Here is a 19,099-nt window from a genome sequence, read left to right as displayed (position 1 = left end):
ATTTTGAAGCATTTAGGGCAATAGTCTTGCCAATATTCCAACAAGGAAACCTAGGTTACAAAGATGGCTTATAATGGCAAATAAATCACTTTTTTGGTCTCAAAGAAGTCCTCTTCAAAGAATTTCGAGATAGGATACTCAACATGCTGAGGAAAGTCTGCCAATTCTTCAGTCAGGTCACCACCCTTTAAATAAAGGATTCCATTGGGTAAAGTTTGATTTTTAAGCGGTTGTTTATGGACTTTTTGTCGCACCCAAGCAACAAATTGCGGCATTTGTGTCACAGCGCGGCTTACAATAAAATGATATTTTGATTTTAACTTCTCTGCTCGAACTTGTTCTGCAACTACATTTTCTAAATCCATTTCCATGGCAATATCTTGCACCACTCCAATTTTCTTTCCGATAGAATCTACCAAATGAAAATCTGTATCTGGGAACATAATAGCTAAAGGAATTCCTGGAAATCCTCCTCCGGTTCCAACGTCTAATACTTGTTGCCCAGGCAAAAACTTCTGAACCTTAGCAATCGCCAATGAATGAAGAACATGACGTAAATAAAGTTCATTAATATCTTTTCGCGAAATTACATTGATCTGTTCATTCCAGTCCATATATAATTCCTCTAACATCGCAAACTGCTTTTGCTGAATTGGTTCCAGATCTGGAAAATACTTTAAAATTAAATCAGTGTTCATCATTCGCATTAATTTGAAAACACAAAACTACTGCTTTCTTATGTTTTATTTAAATATAATTGACTGCAAGCTTTTAAATTGAAAATTCTAAGAAGTCTTAAATCCAATTGAGAATATTAAGTATAAAAAAAATGCACTATCAAAATTGATAATGCATTTATATTTTTAAGTATAAAAAGCCTTAAAGCTTTTCGATTTCTTCTACTAATCTATTTGTGATTTCTTCAATCTCACCAACACCATCTATTTCTATCCATTTTTCTTGTGAACGATAATGTTGAGAAACCTCGTCTGTTTTTTTATAATACTCTTTAATTCGGTTTCTAATGATCTCTTCGCTGGCATCATCTACTCTACCACTAGTTTTACCTCGTTCTAGAATACGCTCTACCAATAATTCATCTTCTACCATTAAAGACAAACAAATATCTACTTCTCTACCCAAAACCTCTTTTAATAAACCATCCAATGCTTCAGCTTGAGCAGTTGTTCGTGGGTAACCATCAAAAATAAGTCCTTTAGCATCTTTGTTTTTGATAACTTCTTCTTTCAACATTTGGGTTGTAACCTCGTCTGGCACCAAGTGTCCTTTGTCCATGTAGGTTTTTGCCAATTGACCTAATTCAGTTTCATTTTTGATGTTGAATCTGAACATATCGCCCGTAGACAATTGAACCCAATCATATTTATCAACTAAGTTTTGAGCCTGCGTACCTTTACCACTACCTGGAGGTCCGAATAGAACTATATTTTTCATGTAAAATTAATTGTGAGAAAATTTCAAGCGCTCAAAATACGCAGAAACTTTTATTTATGTATGATTTATAAGTCTGAATCTCCTTTAATCTGATAAATATCAGGCAAATTCCTTCCTAATCCATCATAATCTAAACCATAACCCACCACAAATTTATCTGGAATAGACATAGCAATATAATCTATGTTTAAATCTTTTTTGTAGGCATCGGGCTTATATAATAAGGTAGCAACTTTAAGACTCTTTACAGGTTTTTTGGAAATAGTATTGTATAAAGCTTCCAAGGTATTACCCGTATCTACTATATCCTCCATAATCACCACATGGCGATTTGTAATATCCATTGGGATCTCCATTAACTGACGAACTTTACCAGTAGATTCTTTGCCTTCGTAAGATTTCATTTGAAGAAATGAGATTTCGCAATCACCTTTATATTGTTTAAGGAAATCGCTCATAAACATCACGACGCCGTTCAAAACTCCGACAAAGATTGGGATTTCACCTTTGTATTCTTGGTGAATGGTGTTGGCCATCATTTTGATGCCATGCTCCAACTCTTCGAAAGTAATATAAGGTATAAAAGTATCCCCGTGGATTTTGATTTCGTCCATGTTTTTAAATTTAGGTGTGAAAAATACGGCTTTTTATTAAATATATTTTAATTCTCCAGCCTTAAGTATTCAAAAAATCTTTGCGACGCATTCGCATCAAAGAAAATTCTTGTATTAATTATTTTAATACAGGCACAAAAATAAGTTGAAAATTAATTTTTTAAAGCATGAATTAACAAAAAAATCATAAAGTTTAGCCAATTTAAAGATGTTTTATTCAATTATTTCTAATTATATGCTTGTTTCTATTTTCTTTGTCGTATGTTTGCACCCGTTTTACAGAAAGAAGCAGTTTGCAGTTTTTTTATCTCCATGATTTAAATTTTGTGATGAGAAGTTAGAAATGAACTTCGTGGCAACTTTCTGCCAATTACAAAAAAATAAATTATGAGTCAAAGAGACAACGGAAGAAGAGATTCTTCCACAAGAAGTGGGCGTCCAAGTTTTTCAAAAAATTTCGGAGCCAAAAATTCAAACAGATCAAGCGGAAGACCAAGCGGAGGTCGTCGTAGAGGACCAGGGGGCGGAGGCTCAAGAGGTCGCAAATTCAAAAGACTTAACTTACCACCAGAAAGCTTTATGCACACAGGAGTAGCTTTGAAAGAAGTGAAATATGATGCACCAAGAACTTATAGTGAGTTTCCTTTACACGAAGATTTAGCTAAGAACATCCAAAGATTAGGTTGGGAAAATCCAACTGAAATTCAAGATAAAACGTTTGAAGCTATTACAGAATTACGCGATGTATTAGGTATTGCTAATACAGGTACGGGTAAAACTGGAGCATTTTTAATTCCATTAGTGAACGCTATGCTACAATCAGAAGATGATTTTTCTGCATTAGTTATGGTTCCTACTAGAGAATTAGCAGAACAAGTTGAAAACGAGTTTAGATTATTAGCTAAAGGATTACAATTATATGCTGCTTGCTTTATTGGAGGTACAAGTGTTGATAGAGATGTAAGAAAATTACAGAAACCTTTCCACTTTGTGATCGGAACTCCAGGTAGATTAGTCGATCTTAATAAAAGAAAAGCATTAAACTTTGAGCATTTCTCAGTTTTAATCTTAGATGAGTTTGACCGTATGCTAGATATGGGATTCAGTCAAGATGTAAACTTTGTAACGAATCAAATGGAAGCTAGAGATCAAACTTTATTATTCTCTGCAACTTTAGACAAAAAACAACATGGCTTAATTGATGCTATCTTAACTGATCCAGTTAAAATTCAGATTACAGACGGAACCAAAACCGCTGAGCATATTGATCAAGATGTTGTATTTGCTAATCACAAAGACAAGTTTGATGTATTGTTGAAAATGTTACAAGAAGAGGATTTCGATAAAGTGTTAGTTTTTGCTGAGACCAAACGACGTGTGGCTGGATTAACAGAGCAATTGAAGAAATCTAGATTTAAAGTAGATGAAATTCACGGTGATAAATCACAGAATTACAGAAAACATGCTTTGAATGATTTCAAAAGAGGTAAAACTCAAATTCTAGTTGCGACAGACGTTGCAGCACGTGGATTAGATATTTCTGATGTTACGCACGTAATTAACTACGAAGTACCACAAGATTACGAAACTTATATCCACCGTATCGGTAGAACCGGTAGAGCTGGTAAAAAAGGTAAAGCATTTACCTTTATGGATAAACAATCATAAATTAATGACTCTCTTATAAAGAGAAATTAAAGATAATCTAAACGGTTTAGTTTGATGAGATTCGATAAGAATTGATTTAAATTAAACCGTTTTTTTGTGATTAAAACTGAAACTCCAAAATTCTAAATTCAAGACTGTAATTAGAATAGAATTAAAACAACAAAGCTGTGATACTAAATAAAGTATCACAGCTTTTAAATTATATTAAAGTCGGATTAATAACTCGAAACAGAGTCATCTCCTCTTGGATCGGCTCCACCTTCTAATCCACCATTGGCTTTTCTATAGATAGCGTCCATTTTACCTAAAATCACATTATTTCTTTCAGCGATAATGTAACCCATCTTTTTTAATTCTGTAATGGTCTCTTCTGAAAACCCATTTGGCTCCATCATGATCTCGTCTGGCAACCACTGATGATGGAATCTAGGAGCAGCAACCGCTTCCTCAATCGGCATATCAAAAATGGTTTTATTTAAAATGGTTTGTAACACAGTTGTAATAATCGTTGATCCTCCTGGCGTTCCTAAAACTAAATATAATTCATCACCTTTTGTTACGATGGTTGGCGTCATTGAACTTAGCATACGCTTCTCTGGTTCAATTTTATTTGCTTCACCTCCAACTAATCCAAACATATTCGGAAAGCCTGGTTTTGCACTAAAATCATCCATTTCATTATTAAAGAAAAACCCAAGATCGTTGCTATATAGTTTACTGCCATAGGCACCATTAATAGTAGTTGTAACCGCAATAGCATTTCCTTCGGCATCCACAATTGAGTAATGCGTCGTCTCATCACTTTCAGACCAAGTTATGTTTCCGTGGGTAATATCTGCAGAAGAAGTTGCTTTAGTTGGAAAATAAAGCTTCATTCTCTCCATCAAGTATTCCTTGTCCATCATTTGAGCAATTGGAACTTTTACATAATCTGGATCACCTAGATGATGCGCTCTATCTGCGTAAGCTCTACGTTCGATTTCTGTGATTAATTGAACATATTCCGTGCTGTTGTGCTCCATACTGTCGATGGGATAATGCTCTAAAGTTTTCAAAATTTGCCCTAAAACAATTCCACCACTACTTGGAGGTCCCATTGTATAAACTTTAAAATCTTTAAATGTGAAATCGATTGGCTTTCTCCACACCGGTTTATACGCCTTCATGTCCTCCATCGTAATGATTCCGCAATTATCTTGAATGAAATCCACCATTCTTTGAGCAATATCTCCTTCATAGAAATCTCTACCATTGGTCATTTGGATAGCTTTTAAGGTTTCTGCTAATTGTGGTTGCCTAATTGTATCTCCAGCTTTCCAAACTTTATCAAATAAGATTTTTTCTTTGTTAACTTGAGTAAATAAAGCCTGAGAAGCATTCAACATTCCGGCTTGTTTTTCTGTCACGACAAAACCATTCAAAGCTAAATCAATAGCAGGTTGCACTACATCACCCCAACGTAAATTTCCGAATTCTTTATGCGCTTCATACATTCCAGCTACAGTTCCTGGAATCCCGACAGCCAAAGCTCCCTCTGTACTTAAACCTGGAATCAGTTCACCATTCTCGTCTTGATACATTTTTTCAGTGGCCGCTTTAGGCGCTTTTTCACGATAATCTAAACTACCAACTTCACCGGTGTTTAATCTATACACCATAAATCCACCACCACCAACATTCCCTGCAAATGGAAAACACACGGCTAATGCCATATCGGTAGCCACCATAGCATCAAAGGCATTTCCACCTTTTTTCATGATTTCTATTCCAATATCAGATGCCTCTTTTCGCGCTGAAACTACCATCGCTTTTTTCTCGTCAACCGTAACCTCCGAAGAAGCATTCGTTGATTTAACTTCTTGTTTACAAGCCAAAAAGGAGAAAATGAATAAAATCAAAAATGAAATTCTCATAGATCAATGTTATTTAAGCCTTAAAAATACAAATTTCGGTTTAAGTTAAAGTAGCCCAGTGTGTTTTGTATTTCAGAAAGTTTTTAGTTTTCAGTAAGTTTGCAAATTATTCAAAAATCATGAGCAAGAACCAAACTTCAAAACGATCGAATGTTAGAAAGCACTTGAATGAAATTGTATTATTACGAAGCTTAGCTTGTATTAGCATTGTATTTTACCATTCCATACGTTCAGCTCAAAAAACAATTCCACAAATACCAGAGTTATATAATAAATTTATATCGGCTATAACTACACTTTTCACCTTTGGAACTCCAACTTTCATATTCATATCCATATTGTTGATTACCTACTCCTATCCAAACGGGTTACCTAAAGATTTTTTAAGTCGAAGGTTCAAGCTAATTTTCATTCCATACATATCGATGGCTATAATTTACCCTATTTTGATTGGGCTAAATGCAAAAACACCAGTTTATGAAATAATTAGTAACATATACTCATATCTTTTAGGTGGATATCATGGATACTTTATTTTAATAATTTTCCAATTTTATTTACTAATATTCTTTTTTAATAGATTCTTGAAAAACAGTAATCCTCTAAAAATTATTATTTTTTCTTTATTGATAAATGTCGCCTATTTAGCTATTTTTAATTTCACCAATAACCCTATTGATAACCAATGGTTTGATAATTTTTGGCAAAGAGAATTCATTATTCCTTTTGTAGGCTGGATTTCCTATTTTTCAATAGCGTACTATAGTGGTATGTATATGAATGAATTTTTAAATATTTTATCTAAATATAAATTTCTAATAATTTCTTCTACAATATTAATCGCTATTGTAACAACAATTCTAATTTACCTGAAATTAATGCCTGGAACCTCAAAAAGCGTAGGAATGTTGTTTTTTACAACAGGAATGATTGGTTGTTTATATTTACTTGCAATTCAAATTAAAAAACTTCCAAGAGCTCTAGTTCTAATTAATAATTATTCATTTCCTATTTATTTATTACACCTTTTATGTATTGCAATTTTTAGAGGCATTATGAGCTACTTAAATTTAGAGTTAGGAATAATTAGTGTAATCCCATACTTTATCATAAGCCTTATAGGCCCAATTTGCATTGCATATGTAGCTAATAAATTCGCATTTGGTAAGTATATTGTGGGCAAAGTGAATGTAATTAAAAACAAACAATTAGCTTCTTAATGCAATTATTTTAAATTCTCTGCAAAGAAGCCCATCATTGCTTTATATAAATCCATTCTGTTTTCTTCTTTTCCAAAACCATGTCCTTCATCATATTTCACCATATAAGGCACATCGATTCCGTTTTCTCTCAAACCTCTCACGATCTGATCACTTTCGTCTATATTCACTCGTGGATCATTTGCTCCCTGTACTACAAACAATGGCTTCTTGATTTTATCGATATGAAAAACTGGAGAAACTTCGTTCATGATTTCTTTCTCTTCTGGAATCGATTGATCATACCAAATCGCTTTTAAAATCGATAAATAAGGAGCCCAATAAGCTGGTATAGTTTGCATAAAGGTGAATAAATTAGAAACACCCACATAATCAACTCCACAAGCATATAAATCTGGGGTTTTGGTTAAACCTCTTAAGACTGCATAACCACCATGACTTCCACCATAAATCGCGACTTTTTTAGCGTCAACCCATCCTTGCTCAATTACATATTGTAAACCATCTTCTACATCATCCATCGCCTTTCGACCGATTTGCTTGAAACCACTTCTAAAGAATTCTTTTCCATATCCCCCACTAATTCTGAAGTTAACATGCAAAGTCGCATATCCTCTACTCGCAAACAATTGCGCTTCTGGATTGAATCCCCAAGAATCCCTTATCCCTTGTGGTCCACCATGTGGATTTACAATCACAGGAACTTTATTACCATCAATCGCCTCTTTAGGTAGCGTGATATAGCCATGAATTTTAATACCATCTCTACTCATAAATGAAATCGGACGCATTTCTGCCATATCGTCTTCATTTAACTGCGGCATTAAGTCAAATAACAGCTTGATCTCATCTTCTTGAACATCGTAGGAGTAATATTTACCATACAATTTATCGCTAGTGATATAAAGTAAATATTGACTTTCATCGTCTGTCTTTCCTGTGATATGATAGTCATAATCACCAAATTCAGAATTAATTCGGTCGTGTAATTTCTTGTAATAATCACTTACTGGGATAATGTTGTACTTCTCGCCTTCGTAAGAAAAGTAATCTAATTCCCAATTTCTATTTCTAGATAAACTCGCTCCAGCTACGTCGTATTCAGGATGAGAAAATAATTTTTCAAGGACTTTCCCTTGTTTTAAATCATATTTTAGAATCTCGGTTTTATCTGATTCTAAGTTGGAAATCACATAAGCTTCGTCTGGATTCTCTGAGGCATAATCGAAATTAATAATTCCGAAAGTATCGTCCCATTGGGTTGTTTTAATTAATTTAAACTCATTATCAATCTTATAAAATAACTCAGAATTAATTCCATCTTTTAATCTAGAGAATCCTCTTAAATTTCCGTCTTTATCGAATTCATAGCCCATAATGGGGTTTTCTAAATCCGTGTTTTCATACAGCTGATCGATTTCCCCTGAATTAATATTAATTTTATAGGGATCAAAAACTTGAGGATTATTTTTATTCATAGAAATAATCATATGGTCTTCATCTTCCTTTAAGAAAGCTAAAATCTCGACCTTAACGCCATCATAAGGAGTCAATTCCTTTTGATTTTCTCCAGAAACATCTACTGCAAACAAATGATAATCCTCGTTTCCGCCTTTGTCCATTACATAAATCAGACGATTATCATTGGCCCAACCATAACCTCTAATCAGCTCCTCTCCTTCTTCAATAATACGTTGCGTTTTACCTGATGCAATGTTTTTAACGAAGACATGATTTTTAAGTTTTTCATCTTTTTGACGATAACTCATATACGTTCCTTTCGGAGAAAGTTTGAACTGAGAAGAATTGGGTTTGGCAAAATAATCCTTAACTGAATATTTATAATCACCTTGTTCTTTCTCAGCTAAAGCTTTTAACTCAACATCAGAACTCGGAAGAGAAACATCACCAGGCTTTTCAGCTTCACCAAAAGTCAAAGTTAAAGGCAATTCCATGGGACCTTGTTTAAAAGTTCCTTCAATGGTATTTCCGTTGATTTTTCCAATATAATTTAAACCTGCTTGAGCTAAGGATAAACTAAGCTCATCCTCTTCTAGCACTATTTTATCTAAAGGAATTCCGACTACACCTTGCTCTGGACTGTCCATGGTGGCTGTTAATACGCCATTTTCTTCGGAAAAATGAAAAGTTAAAGCAAGCTTTTGTCCTTCTACTTCAAGCGTACCACTCCAATCGCCAATTATATTATGTTGTGTCATATGATTTGTTCTAAGTTATGTTAACAATACTATTAAATAAATTTTAGTTTATCATAAAGCATAATTTTAAAAATTAAAATTCACTCTAGGATTAATTAAATAAAATTCAGCATTAAACTTCTATAAATCAACATGATTTTAAATTCGAAAGTATCATTAAAAGGTAATATTATGTTTTATAAATGGATAACATAAATCATTCAATTTCTACTGAATCTAAGTTTTATAAGTTTTAACTTTACGTTTTAAATCAAAAAAATGAACAAAGGAATATATATCGCAACCCTAGAGTCGCATTCAGGAAAGTCTATGATTAGCTTAGGTTTAATGAACACTTTGGTGGGAAAAACTGCAAAAGTGGGATACTTCAGACCTGTAATTGACAGTGGTGATATTAACGACAAAGACAATCACATTGAAACTATATTAAAACATTTTCAGATTGATATTCCTTATGAAGAAACCTATGGACTCACCAGAGCCGAGATTATTCAAAATAGAAATCTTGGTCGAATTGGTGCGTCTCTAGAAATAATTATTGAAAAATATAAAAAGCTAGAACAAAAGTTTGATTTTGTTTTAGTTGAAGGAAGTGATTTCTCTGGTGAGGGAAGTGTTTTCGAATTCGACTGGAACGTAAATATCGCTAAAAACCTAGGAATTCCTGCGATTATTGTAAGTAGCGGAATGGGTAAAACTATGCAAGAATTCATCAGAAGTTTACAAATGGCCTATGAGACATTTAAGCGTGATGACGTAGATGTAATTGCTCTTGCTGCTAATAAGATTCAACCTAAAAACTTAAAGTCAGTTCAAAAGGAAATGAAAAAATTCTTACCTGAAAAGGTGGAAATTTTCACGATTCCCTTAATTGAAAATTTAAATAATCCGAGTTTAAAAGAAATTAAAGATCATTTAAAAGGTAGAGTTATAATTGGTAAAGAAAAACTAGGCAACCAATCTGGTAGTTTTGCTGTAGGCGCGATGCAACTGCGCAACTTTTTAGGTCACATCAAGGAAAACAGCTTGGTTATTACACCTGGAGATCGCGCAGACATCATAATGGGAACTCTACAAGCTCACATTTCTAAAAACTACCCTAACATCTCGGGGATGATTTTGACAGGAGGCTTACTTCCCGATCGTTCTATTGTTAAGCTTATCGATGGTTTGACAGATGTTGTACCAATCATCGCAGTTAAGGAAGGAACTTTTGAGGTAACCAACAAAATTGGTGATATTCAGTCTAATATTAACGCTGAAAACATTTCGAAAATTATTTCTTCAATTTCAACTTTTGACGAGTATGTTCCAGCTGAGAAATTCTTGAAAAACATTGCTGAATTCCAAAGCAATGTTATGACACCACACATGTTCCAGTATGATTTAATGCAACGTGCTAAAACTCAAAGAAAACGAATTGTTCTCCCTGAAAGTGAAGATGATAGAATCTTAACCGCAGCGGTTCGCTTGAGCAAAATGGACGTAGTAGATATAGTTTTATTAGGTGAAGAAAAGAAAATTAAAGAGCAAATATCTAGTTTAGGTTTAAACATTGATTATAGCAAGATTAGCATCATCAATCCACAAACATTTGATCGATTCAACGAGTATGTAGAAACGCTTTATGAGTTGAGAAAACATAAAAATGTAAACATGGATATGGCAAAAGATATGATGAATGACTCTGCCTATTTTGCGACCATGATGATTTACAAAGGAGATGCTGACGGTATGGTTTCGGGTGCTGCTCATACAACACAGCACACGATTAGACCGGCATTACAATTCATTAAAACCAAACCTGGAAGTTCTATAGTTTCTTCAGTTTTCTTTATGTGCTTAGACGATAGAGTTTCGGTATTTGGAGACTGTGCGATTAATCCAAATCCAAATGCTAAAGAATTGGCCGAAATTGCTATTTCAGCGGCAGACAGCAGTGCAGCCTTTGGCATTGAACCTCGTGTTGCTATGCTTTCTTACTCGTCTGGAAGTTCTGGAAAAGGTGCTGATGTAGATAAAGTTAGAGAAGCAACACAAATCGTTAAAGAGTTAAGACCTGATTTAAAAATTGAAGGACCGATTCAATATGATGCAGCCGTTGATGCAAGCGTAGGTAAAAGTAAAATGCCAAATTCAGAAGTTGCTGGACGTGCTTCGGTTTTAATTTTCCCAGATTTAAATACAGGAAATAATACCTATAAAGCAGTTCAGAGAGAAACAGGTGCGTTGGCCATTGGCCCAATGTTGTTAGGATTGAATAAACCTGTAAATGATTTGAGTCGTGGTTGTACTGTGGAAGATATTTTCAACACAGTGGTTTTAACGGCCATTCAAGCACAAGAAAAGTAAGGTTTAAGATGTGTTCTCAATTCTTAGTTCAGAGCTCTCGATTTTATGGGCACTTTGAATAATAGAAAATTGAAGTAAAATCAATTTTAGAATTAATTTTTGGTTAAAAATAAACTCAATGCAGTATATTTATCCGAAATGATAACGAATGGATTTTAAGAAGATATTCAATAACAATCAGGAATGGATAGATAGACAGCTTAGCGAGAATCCAAAATATTTTGAGGAACTTAACGCTGGACAAAAACCTGAAATTTTATATATAGGATGTTCTGATTCTAGAGTTCCTGCAGAGGATTTAATGGGCATGAAAGCAGGTGAACTCTTTGTTCATAGAAATGTTGCCAATGTGGTGAATGCCATAGATTTAAATGCGCAAAGTGTTATTAATTATGCTGTTACAAATTTAGAAGTAAAGCATATAGTAGTTTGTGGTCATTATAATTGTGGTGGTGTAAAAGCTGCCATGGAACCTAAAGATTTAGGTATTTTAAACCCTTGGCTTAGAAATATTAGAGATGTTTATCGCGAACATGCCAAAGAGCTGAACTCTATTGAGGATCAAGCCAAAAGATACGACAGACTTGTTGAATTAAATGTAAGAGAACAAGCCATTAATGTTGTAAAAATGGCAGCTGTTCAATGTGCAATGCGCAGTAGAGATATGAAAATTCATGGTTGGGTTTTCGATATGAGAACAGGAAGGTTGATTGATCTTAAAATTGATTTCGATGAAATCCTAGACGAAATCATGGAGATTTATCGTTTAGGAGAATAACATATAGATTTAGTCGAAAGGCAGTTATTATTGAATTGCTACAACTTCTCTACTCCTATTAATTATATTTGTAACATGAAGAAAATTTTGATGGCATTTTTGATATCTGGCACATTCATTAATGCACAAGAATATCCCAATAATTTTAGAAATCCTTTAGGAATTGATAATTATCTCTCCGGTAATTTTGGGGAACTAAGAGGCTTTCATTTTCACTCTGGTCTTGATATTAAAACCAATCAAAGAGAAGGTTATAATATCTATGCCATTGAAGATGGATATGTTTCTAGAATCAATATATCTCCGCGTGGTTACGGGAATGCAATTTATATCACACATCCGAATGGTTACACCTCTGTATATGCACATATGCAACAGTTCAAGGGAGCCATCGAAACCTACGCTAGAGATGAACAATATCAACAACAGAAATTCTCAATTGATATTTCTGTTCCAAAAGATGCACTTCCAGTTAAGAAAGGTGATATAATTGGTTTATCTGGAAACTCTGGTAGTTCTGGAGGACCGCATTTGCATTTTGAAATTAGAGATACGAAAACACAAGAAGTTTACAATCCATTCCTTTTTGGTTATGATATTGCCGACACCAAAGCTCCTCTTTTAAACGGAATGTATATCTACGCCTTAAATGGAGATGCTGCTGGTAGAAAAAGATATGATCTAGAAGGCGCTCATAAATTTAACTCTCCTGTTTATGCTTCTGGTAAAGTGGGAATCGGTGTTAAAGCTTATGATAAGCACAACGGAGCAAATAACATGAATGGCGTTTATAATATTAAAATTTACGCTAACGATGAGATTATTTGGGAGTTTACCGCCAATCAATTCGCATTCGACCAAACTCGATATATTAATTGTCAGACAGATTACGCCCAATATATGACCAATAAATCTTGGATTTATCAAGGTTTTCAAGTTCCTGGAAATAAGTTGAGAATGGTTTCTAATCTTAAGAATGATGGAATTATCGACTTAAAAGAAGGTGAAACTTATAACATAAAAGTAGTTCTGACGGATTATGCTAAAAACACAACAGAAGGATCTTTTAAAATCGTAGGAAAGACTCCTCCAGCATCTAAGGAGATTGTGAAAGGCGATAATTACTTGTACTGGGATCGTGAGAATTATTTCAAAAATGATGACATTGAATTATCATTTCCCAAGGAATCTTTCTACGAGGATATTCAGTTAGATTATCAATATAAAAACGGCGAGTATCATATTCAAAACGATAAAGTGCCTTTGCATAAGTTTTATACGTTGGCAATTTATCCTAAAAACATACCCGTTCATCAGTTGAACAAAGCTGTGATTGCAGTTAAGTATAATTATGGTGGACGAATGACTACAGATTATTTTCCGACCAAATACAAGGACGGAAAATTGATTGCAGATGTTAGAGATTTTGGTGTTTTTAAAGTTGAAGTTGACGATAAAGCACCGACAATTACGCCATTAAATGTAAAAGAAAATGCCACTTTCAGTGCAAGTTCTTCTACGATGAATTTTAGAGTAAAAGACGATCAATCGGGTGTTGATCGACATGATGCTTACATCAATGGAAAATGGATTTTAAGTTCTTATGATAAGAAAAATAATCTCATCAGCATTGATTTAGAAAAAGAAGGAATACAACAAGGTAACCACAAGTTGGAATTAAAAATAACAGATGGAAAAAACAATGTCGCAACTTATACAGCGAATTTCAAAAAATCGAGTTAAGCCTTTTTTCATAACAGGTCTGCTCCTATTCGTTTTATCTCAACAAGCTCAAGCACAAAGTGACAGCATTGTTTTGGATGAAGTTGTCTTCCAAGGAACTAAAAGTCAACCGATTGGAAACATAGAAATTCAAGCATCTGATGCTCAGTTTACACCGAGTTTAACAGGGAGTTTTACCGATATACTTAAAACTTTGCCTTATGTAAGTGTGAATACAGAGCTAAGTTCTCAGTATATGGTTCGTGGTGGAAATTATGACGAAAACTTGGTTTATGTTAATGGAATCGAAGTTTATCGACCACAATTAATTCGCAGTGGACAACAAGAAGGTTTAAGTTTTTTGAACCCAGATATGGCAGCTGCAGTTTCATTCTCAGCTGGTGGATGGGAAGCTAAATACGGTGACAAAATGAGTAGTGTTCTTGATGTAATTTATAGAACTCCCAAGAAATTTGAATTAGGTGCTGAGTTAAGCTTAATGGGCGGAAATATAACCGCAGGACACGCAACTAAAGATGGTAAGTTATCTGCTTTGGTGGGCGCGCGTTATCTTAATAGAAATTTAATTTTAAACACCTTAGACAACGACACCGAATTCAATCCACAATCCTATGATATTCAAGCCAATATTGAATATCAACTAAATCCGAAATGGAAATTAAACTTTATTGGAAATTTCTCAAATGTGTTGTTTGAGCAAGTTCCTAATACCAGATCTACCAACTTCGGTACTTCTGAAAACCCGATTAATCTGACCGTTTTTTATGATGGAAAAGAAGAAGACAGATTTCAGACTAAATTTGGAGCAGTTTCTCTACATCATAAAGCCAGTTCTAAGCTGAATTTAAGTTTAGATGTGTTCTCGTATCACTCGGTTGAAGAAGAATATTTTGATATTTCTGGAGCTTATTTAATTAAGAAAATTAATCCTGAATCAGGTGGAGCAACAGAAACTTTAGATATTGGTGGACAGATAGATCATGCAAGAAATGATTTAGATATGTTAGTCGCTGGAATTCAACACCGTGGAAAATATAGATTTAATGCTAACAATAATTTAGAATGGGGATTCTCGGGTCAAAAAGAAGACATTAGAGACATGCTAAATGAATGGCAATTAATTGATTCTGCAGGCTATAACAACACCCCTTACTACCCAACTCCCTATTATGGACCGGGACAAGTGAATCCAGATGATTTAGAATTAAACTATCATTTTTCAGCTAAAAATAAGTTAGAGAGTAATCGTTTTAATGTATATGCCCAGTATAATAAAAAATGGGAAACCAATGGAAATCGCTTTTTATTAAACTTTGGTGTTAGAGGAACCTATTGGGATTACAACGAAGAGTTTAACATCAGTCCAAGAGCGCAATTTGCTATCAAACCAGATTGGACTACCGATCAATTGTTTAGGCTTTCGGCAGGAATGTACGTTCAATCGCCTTTTTATAAAGAATTAAGAACACCAGATGGAGAGTTAAATAAAGAAATTAATGCGCAAAAGTCAATTCATATCATTGCCGGTCACGATTATGAGTTTGAAATGTTAAACGCTCCTTTTAAACTTTCTACGGAAGTTTATTACAAAAAAATGGACGATTTAATTCCTTATTACTTAGACAATGTTAGGATTAAATATTACGGAGAAAACATTTCAGAAGGTCGCGCGTATGGTATCGATGCTAAAATACATGGAGAGTTTGTGAAAAATGCTGATTCTTGGTTGAGTTTATCTTATGCTCGTGTAGAGGAAAACATCAACGATAGAGGCTATTTACCAAGACCTACAGACCCTCGATTTAAGGCATCATTGTTCTTCCAAGATTATATGCCGTCGTTTCCAACGTTTAAAGTTAATACAACCTTGGTTTACGCATCAGGATTACCAAACGGAGCTCCGGTACTTACCGATCCTTACGCTTTCCAAACAACATTACCAGACTACAAACGTGTAGATATTGGTTTGGTTAAAGTTATTAAAGACCGAGAAAACGCTAGCAATATTGCTATGTTTGATAGCTTCAAGGAATTTTCAATTGGCTTAGACATTTTCAATGTATTCAACATTAAAAACACTGTTTCTAATCAATGGATTCGCGATGTAAACTCCAATATTATTTATGGCGTTCCGAATCGATTAACTGGAAGATTCTTCAATGCTAAATTGATGATGAAGTTTTAAAAGATTTAAAAATTAAACCTTAATAAAGCCCTGTAAATTACATTTTACGGGGCTTTTTATTTATCTTCAATCTTATAATTTAATCTTTGTAATTAATATATATTGAGTTTCTGATAAACTTATATAAATTTTAAAATCCTAGACAAAGTCGTCTGATATCAGGCTAAAAGTGTTTTAGACTAGTCTATGTCTTCTCCTTTACTTAAAAGGCATTCATATTTAAAAACCTTATAATTTTATATCTCTAAAATACCCCCTAACTTACTAACTATCTAATATTTATAAAAGAAATTTCGTATCTTCATTTTTGTCTTATGAGATTAACACCACACTTCAATTTTTAAAATATTTTATTATGAACAATGTTACGAACCCTAAAGTAAAACTACTAGCTTCTGGATCTAAGTTGGTAGCCAAACAAATGCAAGCCAACGCAGGAGATTTATTACCAATGCATGAAGCTAATTTGGAGTCTATTTTATTCATTCACGAAGGAGAATGTATCTTGCATATTAATAATGAAGAAAAGCAATTAAAACCTGGTGATGCCATTATAATTCCTCAAGATGTCAAACATCAAATCATGGTAAAATCTGACTTAAAAGGAATCCATTTCATGCCAAAAGAAATTGAATTTCAATTTTTTAAGTAATTATTTTAAATTAATGCCCATCCTTTAAATCCAATTTCATGTTTCAAAAGCTCCTACTCTTCTTTAGCCTACTATTGATTTCAAATTACATAAACGCCCAAAAAGTATTTACTGTAGATTATGAAAGTCAAGCTGACGTAAAAGTTTATGTGGTGAATTATGAAAGTCAAGCCGATTTAAAAGTCTACCGAGTTCAATATGAAAGCAGAGCGACCGACAACGAAGGAAAATGGTTTTTCACAGATTATTCCTCTCAAGCACAGAAAAAAATATATTTTGTGGATTACGAAAGCCAAGCGGATTTAAAAATTTACTTTGTGGATTATGAATCCCAAGCAGGCTGGTTAAAACAGTCTAAAAAACATTTGATGTATTAAATATTTAATTCTGTTAGATTACTAATTCAATACCCAGAATTGAAGAACTTTATTTAGGTTTGTACATCGATAAGGGTTTATAAATAATGAGCGATTTCAATTTTAATCAAGAGAAATATTTAAAGAGAATCAACTTGAATTCAGATATTTCGGTTGACTTCGAAAGTTTGAAAAGAATTCATCGAGCACAACATTTAAGCATTCCTTTTGAAAACTTCGATATTTGTCTAAATAGAAAAATTGCGAACGACCCATCTTCTATTTTCAATAAATTAGTTCTACACAAACGCGGAGGCTACTGTTTTGAAAACAACGCACTTCTTTTGATAGCGCTGAAAAGTTTTGGCTTTGAAGCTCGACCTGTTCTGGGAAGAGTACATTTATCCGGTGAGCCAGGTGGAAGAACTCATCAATCCACTTTAGTGAACTTAGGTGATGATACATGGTTAGTAGACGCAGGTTTCGGATCTGAATCTCCTAGAACTCCAATTCCGTTAATCCCTAACGAAATTGTAAGTTTTGAGGGAATTAATTATCGAATCATCCAAAGTGAAATGTTTGGCTACATGCTTCAAAACAAAACCACCGATGACTGGAAAAACTTATATAGTTTTGATTTAAGCCCGGTATTGGACATTGACTTAAAATTGGGAAATCACTTCACTTCTACCAGTCCTGATTCGTTTTTCATGACGGCACGCATTGCTGCACTTCCCGTAGAAAATGGAATTAAAACTTTATATAATGACCGATTGAAAAAAACTATAAATGGCAAAGAAGAAAACATTTTATTAGAAGATAATGCAACTTATTTAGAAGTTTTAGAAAGGGAATTCGGCATTCAATTAGACGCAGATTACTCGGAATTAAAACCTTTGAATTAATTTTTCTAAATAAATTTAATAGGCTAATTATCAACCCATTAACTTTTGGAATTCAAATTATTTTAACAATATCCTATAGCTAATTTCAAACGTTTGAAAACTTAAACTTTAAAAGTTTCCAAAAACTTCTTATATTTGCAAAGTATTTCGAACCTCAAAAGAGGTACCAACCGAGTGTAGTCACCACGGTGGTAAAATAATACGGACAGTCGTCAAAATAAACGCAAACTTCCATTTTTTTCGAAATACAAATAAATCATTATTAACTATTTAATTTATTTGTATGAAATTTCTTATTCAACTTTCGTTTACCGATTTAGATGCTAAATCACTAGAAACAGATGTCTTAATCAAAAATTATGCTGATAAAGAAAAGCATGATTTGGCTTACGACACACAAGCATGTTTACTAGACATTGAACACCCTCGCACAAATTTTATTTTAGAGAAATTAGAGTCAACTCAACAACAAATCTTGGTTTTCAGTAAAAACAAGCAATTTATTGAAGTGTTCAATAATTCTACTGAAGACCGTAATTTTAGTAAAGATTCTGAAATTCAATGGCTTTTAGTCCTGCCTCACCAACATTCAATTAATCAAGAAGAATTGAATACTTTATCATCATTTCAGTTCTTCTATTCCTTGGATATAAAAACAAGACACGATTTGGTTAGGTATATGAACAAAAATTGGGGTATCAGTCCTTTTACGCGAACTGGTGGTATGGTAACAACTATCAGGAGAATGGATGCCGAAAAGAAATTAGATATTCCTAGTGAATGTAGATCAGGAGTTACTATTTCGGTAAGAAATGGTAAAAGAACCAGTGAAATGACGGATCAAGAAAGGGAAATATTTCGTCAACAGCTGATAGATGCCGTTAGAAAAAGTAGTCCTTCTACGAAGATTTAATTTTAAAACTTGGAATGAACGGAACCATAAAACCTATGGTTTCGTTCAATTTTTATAAATTAAAAATTGATTTTAATGCATTTTTCAATAATTACTGTATTTTAGTTTTCACTTTAAATAAATTCA

15 protein-coding genes and 1 riboswitch are annotated in these 19,099 nt (G+C 33.6%); of the genes, 10 read left to right on the top strand and 5 right to left on the bottom strand.

Annotated features, from left to right (window positions below; all coding sequences use genetic code 11):
* Positions 1–68: 68 nt before the first annotated feature.
* From rsmG to hpt, 3 genes are all read right to left on the bottom strand, one after another.
* Positions 69–698, bottom strand: a complete 630-nt coding sequence (rsmG, locus tag NLM59_RS06845; RefSeq protein WP_304417167.1) for a 16S rRNA (guanine(527)-N(7))-methyltransferase RsmG — start codon at positions 696–698, stop codon at positions 69–71.
* A gap of 181 nt (positions 699–879) precedes the next feature.
* Positions 880–1,455, bottom strand: coding sequence for an adenylate kinase (locus NLM59_RS06840; protein WP_304417018.1), 576 nt, complete (start codon positions 1,453–1,455; stop codon positions 880–882).
* Positions 1,456–1,520: 65 nt separating this feature from the next.
* Positions 1,521–2,069, bottom strand: a complete 549-nt coding sequence (hpt, locus tag NLM59_RS06835; RefSeq protein ID WP_304417017.1) for a hypoxanthine phosphoribosyltransferase — start codon at positions 2,067–2,069, stop codon at positions 1,521–1,523.
* Between the two features lie 387 nt (positions 2,070–2,456).
* On the opposite strand from hpt, the gene NLM59_RS06830 reads away from it, so the two are divergent.
* On the top strand, positions 2,457–3,737 hold the full coding sequence (locus NLM59_RS06830; protein ID WP_304417016.1) for a DEAD/DEAH box helicase: 1,281 nt from the start codon (positions 2,457–2,459) through the stop codon (positions 3,735–3,737).
* Positions 3,738–3,952: 215 nt separating this feature from the next.
* On the opposite strand, the gene ggt is transcribed toward NLM59_RS06830, so the two are convergent.
* Complete coding sequence (gene ggt / locus NLM59_RS06825; RefSeq protein ID WP_304417015.1) at positions 3,953–5,650, bottom strand: gamma-glutamyltransferase; 1,698 nt, start codon at positions 5,648–5,650, stop codon at positions 3,953–3,955.
* A 119-nt stretch (positions 5,651–5,769) separates the two neighbouring features.
* Between ggt and NLM59_RS06820 the strand changes: the two genes are divergently transcribed.
* Positions 5,770–6,870 carry an acyltransferase family protein gene (locus NLM59_RS06820; protein ID WP_304417014.1) on the top strand — a complete coding sequence of 367 codons (1,101 nt, stop codon included), beginning with the start codon at positions 5,770–5,772 and terminating at the stop codon, positions 6,868–6,870.
* 5 nt (positions 6,871–6,875) lie between these two features.
* Here NLM59_RS06820 and NLM59_RS06815 read toward each other — a convergent pair whose 3' ends face one another.
* A complete protein-coding gene (locus tag NLM59_RS06815; protein WP_304417013.1) occupies positions 6,876–9,089 on the bottom strand; it encodes a S9 family peptidase in 2,214 nt (737 codons plus the stop codon).
* A gap of 258 nt (positions 9,090–9,347) precedes the next feature.
* On the opposite strand from NLM59_RS06815, the gene pta reads away from it, so the two are divergent.
* The 8 genes from pta to NLM59_RS06775 all read left to right on the top strand — a co-directional run bounded on the left by pta (position 9,348) and on the right by NLM59_RS06775 (position 18,973).
* Positions 9,348–11,441 (top strand): phosphate acetyltransferase, encoded by a 2,094-nt coding sequence (gene pta / locus NLM59_RS06810; protein ID WP_304417012.1) that lies wholly within the window; start codon positions 9,348–9,350, stop codon positions 11,439–11,441.
* A gap of 148 nt (positions 11,442–11,589) precedes the next feature.
* Positions 11,590–12,219 (top strand): carbonic anhydrase, encoded by a 630-nt coding sequence (locus NLM59_RS06805; RefSeq protein ID WP_304417011.1) that lies wholly within the window; start codon positions 11,590–11,592, stop codon positions 12,217–12,219.
* Positions 12,220–12,294: 75 nt separating this feature from the next.
* On the top strand, positions 12,295–13,962 hold the full coding sequence (locus NLM59_RS06800) for a M23 family metallopeptidase (RefSeq protein ID WP_304417010.1): 1,668 nt from the start codon (positions 12,295–12,297) through the stop codon (positions 13,960–13,962).
* On the top strand, positions 13,922–16,147 hold the full coding sequence (locus tag NLM59_RS06795; protein ID WP_304417009.1) for a TonB-dependent receptor plug domain-containing protein: 2,226 nt from the start codon (positions 13,922–13,924) through the stop codon (positions 16,145–16,147). Before NLM59_RS06800 ends, NLM59_RS06795 begins: the two co-directional genes overlap by 41 nt.
* Before the next feature lie 355 nt (positions 16,148–16,502).
* A complete protein-coding gene (locus NLM59_RS06790; RefSeq protein ID WP_304417008.1) occupies positions 16,503–16,799 on the top strand; it encodes a cupin domain-containing protein in 297 nt (98 codons plus the stop codon).
* A gap of 38 nt (positions 16,800–16,837) precedes the next feature.
* Complete coding sequence (locus NLM59_RS06785; protein WP_304417007.1) at positions 16,838–17,176, top strand: DUF6150 family protein; 339 nt, start codon at positions 16,838–16,840, stop codon at positions 17,174–17,176.
* A gap of 86 nt (positions 17,177–17,262) precedes the next feature.
* Entirely contained in the window at positions 17,263–18,060 is a 798-nt protein-coding gene (locus NLM59_RS06780) for an arylamine N-acetyltransferase family protein (RefSeq protein WP_304417006.1), read from the top strand.
* A gap of 137 nt (positions 18,061–18,197) precedes the next feature.
* A riboswitch (SAM-I-IV-variant riboswitch) is annotated at positions 18,198–18,290 on the top strand.
* Between the two features lie 53 nt (positions 18,291–18,343).
* Entirely contained in the window at positions 18,344–18,973 is a 630-nt protein-coding gene (locus NLM59_RS06775) for a hypothetical protein (RefSeq protein ID WP_304417005.1), read from the top strand.
* The last annotated feature ends 126 nt before the right edge of the window (positions 18,974–19,099 follow it).

Source organism: Profundicola chukchiensis (assembly GCF_029664245.1).
GTDB classification, from domain to species: Bacteria; Bacteroidota; Bacteroidia; order Flavobacteriales; family Weeksellaceae; genus Profundicola; species Profundicola chukchiensis.
This window is presented reverse-complemented; position numbering and strand designations above follow the sequence as displayed.

Coding starts and splice junctions, on each gene's coding strand:
- NLM59_RS06830 (WP_304417016.1), top strand. CDS start 2,457: ATGAGTCAAAGAGACAACGGAAGAAGAGATTCTTCCACAAGAAGTGGG.
- NLM59_RS06820 (WP_304417014.1), top strand. CDS start 5,770: ATGAGCAAGAACCAAACTTCAAAACGATCGAATGTTAGAAAGCACTTG.
- NLM59_RS06780 (WP_304417006.1), top strand. CDS start 17,263: ATGAGCGATTTCAATTTTAATCAAGAGAAATATTTAAAGAGAATCAAC.
- NLM59_RS06795 (WP_304417009.1), top strand. CDS start 13,922: ATGTCGCAACTTATACAGCGAATTTCAAAAAATCGAGTTAAGCCTTTT.
- NLM59_RS06840 (WP_304417018.1), bottom strand. CDS start 1,455: ATGAAAAATATAGTTCTATTCGGACCTCCAGGTAGTGGTAAAGGTACG.
- NLM59_RS06785 (WP_304417007.1), top strand. CDS start 16,838: ATGTTTCAAAAGCTCCTACTCTTCTTTAGCCTACTATTGATTTCAAAT.
- ggt (WP_304417015.1), bottom strand. CDS start 5,650: ATGAGAATTTCATTTTTGATTTTATTCATTTTCTCCTTTTTGGCTTGT.
- NLM59_RS06790 (WP_304417008.1), top strand. CDS start 16,503: ATGAACAATGTTACGAACCCTAAAGTAAAACTACTAGCTTCTGGATCT.
- NLM59_RS06800 (WP_304417010.1), top strand. CDS start 12,295: ATGAAGAAAATTTTGATGGCATTTTTGATATCTGGCACATTCATTAAT.
- NLM59_RS06775 (WP_304417005.1), top strand. CDS start 18,344: ATGAAATTTCTTATTCAACTTTCGTTTACCGATTTAGATGCTAAATCA.
- rsmG (WP_304417167.1), bottom strand. CDS start 698: ATGAACACTGATTTAATTTTAAAGTATTTTCCAGATCTGGAACCAATT.
- hpt (WP_304417017.1), bottom strand. CDS start 2,069: ATGGACGAAATCAAAATCCACGGGGATACTTTTATACCTTATATTACT.
- pta (WP_304417012.1), top strand. CDS start 9,348: ATGAACAAAGGAATATATATCGCAACCCTAGAGTCGCATTCAGGAAAG.
- NLM59_RS06805 (WP_304417011.1), top strand. CDS start 11,590: ATGGATTTTAAGAAGATATTCAATAACAATCAGGAATGGATAGATAGA.
- NLM59_RS06815 (WP_304417013.1), bottom strand. CDS start 9,089: ATGACACAACATAATATAATTGGCGATTGGAGTGGTACGCTTGAAGTA.